At 61.6% G+C, this 12,060-nt stretch carries 9 protein-coding genes; 1 reads left to right on the plus strand and 8 read right to left on the minus strand.

What is annotated here, in order from left to right; genetic code table 11:
• Positions 1-3: 3 nt before the first annotated feature.
• From ileS to ACR0A2_RS14090, 6 genes are all read right to left on the minus strand, one after another.
• Positions 4-2,916, minus strand: coding sequence for an isoleucine--tRNA ligase (ileS, locus tag ACR0A2_RS14065; protein WP_480835628.1), 2,913 nt, complete (start codon positions 2,914-2,916; stop codon positions 4-6).
• Positions 2,917-3,080: 164 nt separating this feature from the next.
• A complete protein-coding gene (locus ACR0A2_RS14070; protein WP_480835630.1) occupies positions 3,081-5,789 on the minus strand; it encodes a DUF2339 domain-containing protein in 2,709 nt (902 codons plus the stop codon).
• 178 nt (positions 5,790-5,967) lie between these two features.
• Positions 5,968-6,678 (minus strand): VIT1/CCC1 transporter family protein, encoded by a 711-nt coding sequence (locus ACR0A2_RS14075; RefSeq protein ID WP_152457206.1) that lies wholly within the window; start codon positions 6,676-6,678, stop codon positions 5,968-5,970.
• Between the two features lie 60 nt (positions 6,679-6,738).
• On the minus strand, positions 6,739-7,728 hold the full coding sequence (locus ACR0A2_RS14080; RefSeq protein ID WP_171170879.1) for a YcjF family protein: 990 nt from the start codon (positions 7,726-7,728) through the stop codon (positions 6,739-6,741).
• Complete coding sequence (locus tag ACR0A2_RS14085) at positions 7,721-8,176, minus strand: GNAT family N-acetyltransferase (protein ID WP_152457204.1); 456 nt, start codon at positions 8,174-8,176, stop codon at positions 7,721-7,723. Before ACR0A2_RS14085 ends, ACR0A2_RS14080 begins: the two co-directional genes overlap by 8 nt.
• Positions 8,173-9,588, minus strand: a complete 1,416-nt coding sequence (locus ACR0A2_RS14090; protein ID WP_480835632.1) for a YcjX family GTP-binding protein — start codon at positions 9,586-9,588, stop codon at positions 8,173-8,175. Before ACR0A2_RS14090 ends, ACR0A2_RS14085 begins: the two co-directional genes overlap by 4 nt.
• Positions 9,589-9,695: 107 nt before the next feature.
• Between ACR0A2_RS14090 and truA the strand changes: the two genes are divergently transcribed.
• A complete protein-coding gene (gene truA / locus ACR0A2_RS14095; RefSeq protein ID WP_480835634.1) occupies positions 9,696-10,463 on the plus strand; it encodes a tRNA pseudouridine(38-40) synthase TruA in 768 nt (255 codons plus the stop codon).
• A 1-nt stretch (position 10,464) separates the two neighbouring features.
• Here the strand turns inward: truA and ACR0A2_RS14100 are convergent, their stop codons facing one another.
• Positions 10,465-11,400 carry a nickel/cobalt transporter gene (locus tag ACR0A2_RS14100; RefSeq protein ID WP_480835636.1) on the minus strand — a complete coding sequence of 312 codons (936 nt, stop codon included), beginning with the start codon at positions 11,398-11,400 and terminating at the stop codon, positions 10,465-10,467.
• Positions 11,385-12,032 (minus strand): DUF1007 family protein, encoded by a 648-nt coding sequence (locus ACR0A2_RS14105; RefSeq protein ID WP_480835637.1) that lies wholly within the window; start codon positions 12,030-12,032, stop codon positions 11,385-11,387. Before ACR0A2_RS14105 ends, ACR0A2_RS14100 begins: the two co-directional genes overlap by 16 nt.
• Positions 12,033-12,060 lie beyond the last annotated feature (28 nt).

Raw genomic sequence — 12,060 nt, forward strand, 5'->3', positions numbered from 1 at the left:
GATTTATCCCAGCGCCTCATTGCAGCGCCCGCAGACGCCCGCGTGGGTGTGGCGGCCCACATCAGGCAGGATTTTCCAGCAACGCTGACATTTCTCGCCTTCTGCTTTTTCGAATACGACGGCAACGCCTTCGATTTCCGGCACACGGAACGCCTCGGCCGGGGCGGGATCGCCGGTCACGGTCAGGCCCGAGGTGATGCACATGTCGTCCACGTCGAACGTGGCCAGCAGATCGCGGGTATCACCATCCTCGACATGCACGATCGGTGCCGCCTCGAGGCTGGAGCCGATCACCTTGTCCTGACGCTGAACCTCCAGCGCGGCAGTCACGGCCCGGCGTACACGGCGCACCTTGGCCATGTTGGCCTCAAGCTCGGCATCGCGCCAATCGGCAGGTGTATCCGGAAAGTCCACCAGATGGACCGAACTGTCGTCGCCCGGGAACCGCTCCAGCCAGACCTCTTCCATGGTGAAGACCAGAACCGGGGCCAACCAGGTGGTCAGACGGTGGAACAGGATATCCAGAACAGTGCGCGCGGCGCGGCGGCGTGTGCTGTCTCCGTCGCAGTACAGAACATCCTTGCGAACGTCGAAATAGAAGGACGACAGATCAACCGTAGCAAAGTTGAACACGGCGCTGAAAACACCCTGGAAGTCAAACGCGGCATAACCCTTGCGCACCTGCTCATCCAATTCCGCCAGACGGCTGAGAACCCAGCGTTCCAGACGCGGCATATCCTCGGGCGCGACGCGGTCGGCCTCGGTGAAGTCGGCCAATGAGCCCAGCATGAACCGCATGGTGTTGCGCAGACGGCGATAGCTGTCGGCGGTGCCCTTCAGAATCTCCGGCCCGATCCGCTGGTCGGCGGTATAATCGGTCTGCGCCACCCACAGGCGCAGGATATCGGCACCGTATTGCTTGACGACCTCTTCCGGCACGATGGTGTTGCCCAGCGACTTGGACATCTTGTTGCCCTTGGCATCCAGCGTGAAACCGTGGGTCACTACGTTGCGATAGGGCGCGCGGCCCTTGGTGCCGCAGGCTTGCAGCATGGACGAATGGAACCAGCCGCGGTGCTGGTCGGTGCCTTCCATGTAGACATCGGCGATGCCATCCTCGGTCCCGTCCTCGCGATCGCGCAGAACAAACGCGTGGGTGGAACCCGAGTCGAACCAAACATCCAGCACGTCAAAGACCTGTTCGTAGTCGTCCGGGTTGGCGATTCCGTCGAGGATCTTTTCCTTGAAGCCGTCGGTGTACCAAACATCCGCACCGTCCTTCTCGAACGCCGCCTTGATGCGGGCGTTGAGTTCGGCGTTGCGCAGCAGGTAATCCGCGTCGGTGGGCAGAGCGCCCTTCTTGGTGAAGCAGGTCAGCGGCACACCCCATGCACGCTGGCGCGACAGAACCCAATCCGGGCGCGCTTCGATCATCGAATACAGGCGGTTGCGGCCGGACTGCGGCGTCCACTTCACCAGCTCGTCAATCGACCGCAGGGCACGTTCGCGGATGGTGTCGCCCATCTCGCCCATACCGTCATCCAGCTTGCGGTCGACGGATGCGAACCACTGCGGCGTGTTGCGATAGATGATCGGCGCCTTCGAGCGCCACGAATGCGGATAGCTGTGCTTGATCTTGCCGCGCGCCAGCAGCCCGCCGACCTCGGCCAGCTTGTCGATGACGGCCTTGTTTGCGTCACCCTCGCCGCCCTTGCGGGACAGGATGTATTTGCCGCCAAAGAACGGCAGATCAGCGCGGAACGAGCCATCGTCCATCACGTTATAGGTGATGACCTGTTCCAGCATGCCCAGATCACGGTACAGCTCGAACTCCTCCATCCCGTGGGACGGCGCGCAGTGGACGAAACCGGTGCCTTCGGTATCGGTCACGAAGTCAGCGGCGCGGAAATCGCGGATGTCATCCCATTCGCCATTGCCGCCTTCGGCCCCGGCCAGCGGGTGAAGCAGCTGCACGCTCTCCAATTCGTCGGCGGTCACGTCGCGCACACGGGTCCATTGATCGTCGTTCAGACGGGCACGGCCCAGAACGTCAGCGGCCAGATTGTCGGCCAGCAGGAACTTGTCGCCTACCTTGGCCCAGCATTCCTCGGGCGTGCCGGTAACTTCGTAGAGACCGTAGGAAATGTCCTTGCCATAGACGACGGCCTTGTTCGACGGCATGGTCCACGGCGTCGTCGTCCAGATTACCACATAGGCATCATCAAGATCGCCCGCATTCACGACCTTGAACTTCACCCAGATGGTGAAGCTTTCCTTGTCGTGATACTCGACCTCGGCCTCGGCCAGGGCCGTCTTTTCGATGGGCGACCACATGACAGGCTTCGAGCCCTGATAGAGCGTGCCGTTCATCAGGAACTTCATGAATTCGTCCGCAATCACCGCCTCGGCGTGATAATCCATGGTGATGTAGGGATCGGCCCAGTTGCCGGTGATGCCCAGACGCTTGAACTCTTCGCGCTGGATGTCGATCCAGCCCTCGGCGAACTTGCGGCATTCCTGACGGAAGTCGACGATGTTCACCTCGTCCTTGTTCTTGCCCTTCTTGCGGTACTGTTCCTCGATCTTCCATTCGATCGGCAGGCCGTGGCAGTCCCAGCCGGGGACGTATCGCGCATCAAAGCCCATCATCTGATGGGATCGCACGATCATGTCCTTGATGGTCTTGTTAAGGGCGTGGCCGATATGCAGATGCCCATTTGCATAAGGAGGGCCATCGTGCAGGGTAAAGGGCGTGCGGCCCTCTTTCTCGCGCAGGCGGTCATAGACACCGATGGTCTCCCACCGTTCCAGCCAGGCAGGCTCGCGCTTGGGCAGGCTGGCGCGCATGGGGAAATCGGTTTTGGGCAGGTTCAGCGTGTCTTTGTAATCAGGTGTCTGGATCGTGTCGGCGCACATTTGGGGCGTCCTTTGGATGATCTGGTCGTCTATTGGATCGAAGCGGTCGGTGCGAAGTCTCAAACACCTTTGCCCGGCGTCTCAGGAGGTCAGAGCGCCGGGGATATAATTCGAATAATGATGGCCATCCGGTCATGCATGGCGCGCTTATATGACGCCTGCACCTAATGGTCCAGAGGTTCTGCCCGCTGCGGCGAATGGCGCAATTTCGCCCACCGGTTCAGCCACGCAAGACCGGCCAGCGCAAGGCCCAGCGCCAACAGTGAAAACACCCGGATCAGGCCGCCCAGACCGGCGATGTCGATCAGAAAGACCTTGGCCACCGCCAGCCCGATCACCGCCAGCCCTGCCTTGCGCATCAGGTCGGATCGGCGGGCAAGAGATTGATAGAACAGAGCGGCCCCGATCAGCAGCAGCACCAAAGTGTAGGTATACAGTTCCGGCTGGGTGACGCCGTTGCCTTCATACATCCCCGCCGCACCCTGCCAGACGTGACGGATCGTCAAACCCAACCAAACTGCCGCCAACGTCCCTGCAACGGCAAAGCTTGCTTGCATGATCGGTTTCGGCATTTCCCGGATCCTCCAGGCCGATCCGCCGATGGCCAATGCGGGCAACAGATAGGCAACGGCCAGCGTATTCAAAACCGGCGGCCCAAGCACCGGATCCGCATTCGGATCAAACAAGGGGTTCTGGTCCGCCAATGCCGGCAACAGATAGAAAAGGCCATGACCCGCAAAGAACAGAGCAAGCAGGTATCGCAGGTAGTTCAGTTTGCCACCCAACCCGAACCTCTGTACCTGCGCGAACGCAAGCAAAAGCCAGATGACGGCCAACAGACCCAGGCCCCAATGGCTGTTGTCAGCGCCGCCCTCGCCAAAGCCTTCGAGCCAACGCAGCAGCAGCAATGAAAGCAGGATACCCGCTGTCGCCCATGCCGCACTTTCCAGCAGCAGCGCCGCCAGTGGGCGATTCAACGGACGCAAAAGCCACCAGCCCACGACAAATCCCAATGTGGCCGCGCCATAGACCATCGCCATCTCGGACACCGGAGCGGAATTGGCCCAGTCCAGCCCTGGATCAAGCACCAAACGCACCGTGACGGCAAAGACACCGGCCCAGATGAACCAGCTCATCGGCGGCAGGATGAACCTGCGGTCCAACGCGGCCGCAGCCACAACGCTGGCGACCAAAGCAACCGTAAGCGCCGCCGAGCTGAGCACGATGACGCAGGCAAAGACCAGACACGACAGCATGGACAGGGTGGCCAGTGCCGCCCGTATCCGGTCATCGCCGTCAACGCGGGCAAAGCGTTCAGCCAGAACCACCATCAACACAGCCAGCGCAATCGCGTGGAGCGCCCAAGGATAAGCCCCGATCACCGAAGCCGGATGCCAGCCTATTTCCAGCGCGATGGCCAGCACGGGTGCAAAAAGCGCGGCTCCTCCGGCCCAGACGGCGCGATACTGGTTTGCCTTGAATGACCGCCACGCCATCAGGGCCGACATCAAACCTCCCAAAGCGGCCAGCACAGTGACCACCATCGGATAGTCGGCCTCGGGCGTTTCCGCGTAAGTGCCCGCAAACCTGTCCAGAACCGCGCCATTCTCAAGCCCGTGAGAGGCGACAAAGACCACCAATCCAGCCGCAGGCAGGACGGTCAGGTCCCGAAGGGCCGGTGCATCCTTAGCCCATAGAAGCAGCGCCAGAACAAGGGCAGACAACAGGCTGACGCCCAACCAGAATTCGGGTTCTGTGTCCGCCCAATGCCAGGCCAGGATCACCGTACTTGCCGCGACGGCCCCGGCTGCCAGTCGAGTTGGGAATTCCGCCCAGGGGCGGGCCTTTGGGCGGCGGATCATCTCAGTCAGCATGGGGCCCGCGTGATTTGGCCAAATGCGCCGCACCGGAATGGCGGTTGCCAAAAGCGCCAGCACAGTTGCCGCGATCAGGTATCCCGATTCCGTACTCGGCGCGCCCATCACCAGAAGCAGGTTCGCCACATAGGCCCCGAACAGCGTCAGGACCGAGATCCATGCCCAGCGTCGTACCGTGTCGATACCCAGACCCAAGACGGCAACCAGCAGGAAATACGCGTAAAGCCACGACGGATCATCGGACGCGCCCCCGACCAGGAAAGGCGCCGCGAAGGCACCGATCAAACCGACCGCAGCCAGCAGCGGACCGTGGAACCACCCCAGAACGAGGCCCACCAGCGCGACAACGACCATCCCTGCCAGTGCCGTTTCGGCACCGATCAGGTTGTACAGCTGGCGCGCGGACAGGATGGCCCCGAACAAAGTGACAAGCCCGGCACCGGAAAAGACCGAGGGCAGATAGGCGGTTGCCACCGCTTCGTCATCACCGAACTTGCGGCGCAGGATTTCTCCTACGAGGATCAGAATCGTGCCGAAACCCAGGGCTGCGACAACACGGGCCGCCGGTGGCAGAAATCCGCTTTCGACGCCGTATTGCACAAGGAAAATACCGGCCAGCGCCAGAGACAGGGCCGAAACCACATAAAACCAGTTCTCGCGCAGCCACGCGCCCAAAGCCGCAAACCTGTCATGGCGAAACACGACAGCCGGAGAAGAAATCTCTGCATCCTGAGCGTCGGCACTGTTGTCTTCCTGCCGTTTTGGAGCCGACCAGGGTGCCGGCCTGCGCGGCTTCTCTTCGGCAGCAGGTTGCGTTGCAGGCGTTTCCTGTTCCGGTTGCGGCAGGACGGTCGCATCGCCTGAGGCCAATGCGTCGATTTGCGCTTCCAGCTGCTCTACCCGGCGACGCAATCGGGAATGCCCGACCAAAAGAGCGATCAATGTCACAGGGATGGCCAGAACTATCAGGCCAACAAGAACAAGCAGCGATTCCAACCGAGTCTCCGATCCTTTTGGAGGTCAGGCTATCTTGAGCCGTCCGAAAGTGACAGTAAGGAAAGCTGTGATCCGATCTAAAGCACCGAAATCGCCGGGCGCGCGATCGTCGGCCTGAAAAGGTCCGGGGTCTGCGGTAAGGCCCACTGCAACAACCGTCATCCCAGCGCCGCAAATTTCATGGGTGGAACAGGGACCCGACGAGATACGCGATCAGCGCGGCCAGCCCGCCGATCAAAAACGTCTCGATCCCCGACCGCCACCAGGGAGCCAGTGACCACCGGCTTTTGAGCGCGCCAATCGCAAAAAAGACAGCCATGGTCATCCAGGCCGAGATCGCAAACGCGTTCGGCACGGACGCCAGAAACGGCAGCAATGGGATCATCCCCGCCACCAGAAACGCGAAGAAGGTGGCCACAGCCGCTTTCATTGGATGCGGGTCGACACTGCCCAGACCATATTCACCTTCGATCATCAGGTTGATCCAGTTTTCGGTACTCGAGGTGATCTCTGCCGTGGCATCGATCAGAATGTCGCCAGACAGCCCTTTTTGCGCAAGGATCTCTCGCACTTCTTCGCGCTCACCATCCGGGTACAACGCAATGTGGCGTTCCTCGACCGCGCGGATGCGGCGAATGTTGTCCAGTTCGGCCTTGGTGCCCGAATAATTGCCCGCAGCCATCGAAAACCCGTCAGCCAGAACATTCGCCAGGCCAAGCGCCACGATAACGAAAGGGGAAAGACCTGCCCCTGCAACGCCTGCCACAATGGCAAATGTGGTGACGGACCCGTCGATGCCGCCATATACGACATCACGCAACACGCCGCGTCCGGGCGGCGCGTTGATCCGTTCGGCGATTTCCTGCGGGCTGTGACCGTGATCCGTCATGGCTGGCTCCTTTGACACATTCAGTGTGCCGAAGCGCAGGCCGGGGCGCCTTGCTTTGGATCAACCCTTGGAAAACAGGCCTTGCAAGGCGCGCTTGATGATGCCCCGCGTCGAAGGTTTGTGCCTGTCCGAGAACGGCAACGGGCGGCACACCTCCATCGCGGCCACACCCACACGAGCGCTGAGGGCCCCGTTGACCAGACCTTCGCCGAACCGGCGTGACAGTTTGCTCAGAACGGAACCGCCCAGGACGGGCTCCAGCAGATCATCGCCGACTGCAACCGCCCCTGTCGCCACCAGATGCACAAATACACTGCGGGTCAGACGCCAGCCGCCCAGCGTACCCGCGCGCCCGCCATAGATTTCCGCAACCCGGCGGATCATCCGCAATGACGCGGCCAGCGCGGTTATCACATCCGCAAGCGCCAATGGCACCAATGCGGTCACGGTTGCAACTTGCCGGGCCGCGGCCTCGACCTCGCGGCTGGCGGCTTCGTCCAGAGGCGCCAACAGCTCAACTTCGGCAAGTTCCAGCAGAGCTGACGCATCGAACTGATCCGCCATCCGCTCGGTCAATCGTTCGCGGCCCCAGCGCGTGTCTTCCCGGCCTTTGTAGAATGCGATGATACGATTGGTGACTGCGCGGGCCTGAGCCAGATCGTCCTCAGCCAACGCGGCATCTGCGGCCCGGCGCAGGCCATCCACACGGGACAATCGCCCCAATGCGGCCAGTTCACGGATTGCGATCATAAGCGCCACAAGAACCAGAGCGGCGATCAATCCGGTTACGATCCAACCCAAAAAAGGCGTTCGCGCCACCAGCGAAGTTGCAAAATCCCACGCGGCCACCGATACGGCCGCCCCGATCACTGCCAGTGCAAGCCCCCAGAACCAGCGTGCCAGAGCCGATGGTTTGCGCGCCGCCAGCCGCGCCGCGCTTTGCATCGCCTGCCCTTGTGGTTGCGCGATGTCCGGCACCGGCGGGGCCTTGGCGACATCGGCAGGGGGCTCATCCGTTTCAAGATCGATCAAAACCGGGCCTTTAGCCATTGATCACATCCTCGCTGCGCCAGACAAACCGTATGTCCGGCAGGTTTTCGTCGTTGTCCGCCCCATCGCTGCGAGCCACCTCGGCAAAGCCGTTACGTTCATAAAACCGGCAGGCTCGGGCATTGTTCTGAAACGCGTACAAGCTCAGCTCCGAGCGGGCCGATTTGGCGTGATCCAGCAATTGCCGACCAATCCCGCGGCCCCGAACCGAAGCATCCAGATAAAGCGAATGGATTTCACGACCGTCGAGCGCCAAAAAACCGACAACGCCGGCCTCAGTTTCGGCCACGGTCACCCATTCCAGATCAATCATTCGACCACAGAAAGCGATCGTCTCGGCGCAGCTGTGCAATTCAGGCATCCAGTCGTTTTCCAAGGCGAAACCGTGCAGGATCGACCCGATGGTGCCCGCATCCGTCGAGCGCGCGCGGCGCAGAATTATCGTCACAACCGATCTCCGATCAAGAACTGTGCCGCTCTGTCCAGCCGGATATGCGGCGGGCCATCACCGGGTTTCAGCGACAGCTTCGCCGGGGCAAAGGCCATGAAGCCGTAATCTTCGCCCAACCACGCATCAGCCCCGTTTCTGGCCGGACCCAACAGATGCGCTGGATCCTCGGGCAATTCTCCCGGGTAGAAGGCGGCCTGTTTGCCGCTCTCCAACAGGGTACCCCGAACACATGGCAAGTCTGTCCCGTCGTGGTGGCGCAGTTCTTCGGTCGTGGCACGCAGCGAAGCCAGAGACAGGGCCTCGGTCCGGGCTCCGGCGAAATTCGCCCGATCACGCGCCTCACGCGTCAACGCCTCGATAATCGCGGTCAGGCGGGGGTGCTGCATGTGGTGCAGGTGGTCCGCTTTTGTCGCCGCAAAAAGGATGCGTTCAACCCTTTTGCCCAGCAGCAATTGGCTGAGCCACGCGTTTCGGCCGGGGCGAAAGGCCGACAGGATATCAGCCATGGCGCGGCGCATATCCTCGACCGCCTGAGGACCTTTGTGAATAGCGCCCAGCGCATCGACCAGAACCACCTGCCGGTCGATGCGCGAGAAATGATCGCGAAAAAACGGTTTCACGACCTGGGCTTTATAGGCCTCGTATCGCCGTTCCATCTCGCGTTGAAGCGTTCTGCGCCGCGACGGGCCAGACACCACCAACGGCGCAAAGGTCAGAACCGGAGATCCGGCCAGATCCCCCGGCAGCAGGAAACGCCCGGGGGTACAGTCGTAGTACCCCGCTTCACGCGCCTGATTGAGATAGGTCGTGAACGACGATGCCAGCGCTTGCGCGGTCGGCTCGTCATGCGCGCCGGACGGGGCCGCGGCATGGGCCTGCCCCAAATACTCGGCCGCCTCCGAGCGGGCCTCGATACGTTCCAGTGTTTCCCGAGACCAGTCTGCATAAGACTTGTCCAGCAGGGCCAGATCCAGAAGCCATTCGCCGGGGTAATCGACGATGTCCAGATGAACGGTGCGCGGTCCCTGCAAGCCGGCAAGCAAGCCGGCTGGGCGGGCTTTGAAGGACAGGCGCAGCTCTGACACCGCGCGCGTGCTGTCCGGCCAGTGCGGTGTCGGACCCGTCAGGGCGGACAGGTGCGTTTCATAATCGAACCGGGGCACGGTGTCATCCGGCTGCGGTTGCAGATAGGCGGCATTGATCCGACCTTCCTGCTGCGCAACCAACCCGGCCATGCGCCCCCGATCCAGCAGGTTCGCCACCAGCGAGGTGATAAAAACCGTCTTGCCCGACCGCGCCAACCCGGTGACACCCAGGCGGATGACAGGTTCAAAAAACGTCTCGGAGACGCTGTCGCCGATGGTTTCGACGCCGCGCACAAGACTGTCTGCCAGAGATGAGATGACCAATCCGTCGCCCCGCAATTATCGTTTCACCCAAGATAGGTAGAGGGTACCGCACATACCAGCGCTTTCGCCCCCTTGCCCGTTCCCGCGCCGCGCTGTACCAGCGGCACATGCCCAGATACGCGTTGAAAGTCGAATACCAGGGGGAACCGTTTGCCGGATGGCAGCGGCAAAAGGATCAGCCGTCGGTGCAAGGTGCCATCGAACAGGCCCTGTCCCGTATCCAGCCGGGTGCGCATACGATTGCTGCCGCGGGGCGCACCGACGCCGGCGTTCATGCGTTGGGTCAGGTCGCCCATTGCGACATGGCCAAGGAGTGGGACCCGTTCCGCCTGTCCGAGGCGCTGAACTATCACCTCAAACCGCAGCCGGTGGCGATCGTGGATGCCGCGCGCGTGACCGACGATTGGCACGCGCGGTTTTCGGCGGTCGAACGGCAATACCTGTTCCGCATCCTGATGCGACGCGCGCCTGCAACCCATGACAAAGGGCAGGTTTGGCAGATCAGTCATCCGCTGGATGTCGAGGCCATGCAGCAAGGGGCGAACATGCTGCTGGGTCGCCATGATTTCACGACCTTCAGGTCGTCGATTTGCCAGGCGGCCAGCCCGGTCAAAACGCTGGATGAATTGCGGGTTGAACAGGTTCAGGGCTTTTCCGGCCCCGAGGTTCATTTCCACGTAAGGGCTCGGTCATTCCTGCACAATCAGGTGCGCAGTTTCGTCGGAACGCTGGAACGTGTGGGCGCCGGAGCGTGGACCCCGGAAGAGGTGCGCGAGGCGCTGGAAGCTGCCGACCGTGCGGCCTGCGGACCAGTATGCCCGCCGCAGGGGCTGTATCTGGCGCGGGTCGGATATCCGGAACCGGTCTTCGACTGACCTAAATCGCACGCAGCAGCAAACCACTTGCGATCACGGCAATGATCAGCCCGGCGACCAGTTCGATGGTTGGGGCCAGCACCGATGCGAACCGAGTGGCCGAGGCTGAGGCCAGCAGACCTCCGCGAAGGCCAAAGGACGTCCATCCCACCAGTGTCGTCACCAGCGCCGTGCCCAATGCCATGGCAAAAGCCCCGGCGATACCGACCATCGCGATGCCCATCTGCCACGTCAGGATCAGTACGAACAAAGCCCCTGTGCACGGTCGCGCCGCGATGCCCGCAATCAGGATCAGGGCCTCGCGCAGTGAACCCACATTTGCAACTTCTTGCGCAGTCGGGCCATGACGGTGACCGCAATCTGAACAGACTTCTCCATCGTGGTGAGGGTGATGCGTGTGATCGTTTTCATGATGATAGTGATCATGGGGCGATGTGGTATTCCGTCTCTTTGCGAAACTGCGCAAGGACCGGACCACCAGCCAAAGACCGATAAGGGCGATCGCTCCGTAGCTTATCGGAGCCATGACCTGTTCCGTCGTTCCAACAAGGCTTTCACGGGACATCTGGAACACCAGCACCCCGGCATAGACCAAGACGACGGCCGTCACCGCCTGCCCCAGGCTGGACAATACACTGATCGCCGACAACCGCCAGAAGGCGACGCGCCGACCCAAACCGTAACCCCCGATCAGGACCTTTCCGTGGCCGGGGCCGATGGCATGAAAGAACCCATAGGCGAAACAGACCGTCAGCAGCGTTGCCACCGCCTCGGGTTGCTCGGCACGCGCGGCACGCAAGGACCGGGCGATCTGGTTCTGGAATTCTCGTTGCTCTCCCGCAGCCCAGGCCGCAAGACTGTCAAAGCCTCCGCTGCCCCAAAACCAGAGCAGCAGTGCAATCGCCAGGCCGACAGGCAGGATCAGGTAGCGGGACATGAAACGCGGATCTCGGTGGCAAAACGTTCACCGACCAGAGGGATGTCATTTTCCTCGAGGTCATAGTCGGCGTCCAGGGTCAGCAGAAAGGCCTGCATCTGGGCCAGTTCGCCGTCGATATCCGGGTCAAACCGGTCAATCTGGCACGCGGCGGCGCCCGTCACGGTCACGGGCCGCGTCACCTCGTAGGCGGTATAAAACGTCTCATCAAACGCTTTCGCAGACAGCGCCGTGGCCGCGACGGAACCAGCCTCCACCGCCCTGAGATGCGTGGTGACAACGCGCCCGTCTTCAACTGTCGCCTGCGCCTCCATCGGGCCCGACAGCGCGACGGGGGTTCCGTCTGCGGCAACGACAAGATCGCCGTTATATCCTTCCACCCACTGCGTATCGAACCCGGTCAGGAACCGTTCTTCGCTTTCCGTCAGAACGCCGTCAGCATCCTGATCCAGCTTCATGTCTTCCAGAACCAGCAACGAGTAGAATTCGTCATACGCCCAGGTCACGCGAACATGGGTCAGTTGACCGGCGTCATCCACGATGAACTCCAGCCCGGTATCAATGAAGACATGCGGGTGGGCGTTGGCCTGCATCGGCAAACAAAGGATCAAAGTGGTTATAAGATAACGCATAGGCGCAAGATAGGTCTCCGTCCGCGTG

This window comes from Ruegeria sp. H8, assembly GCF_056532905.1.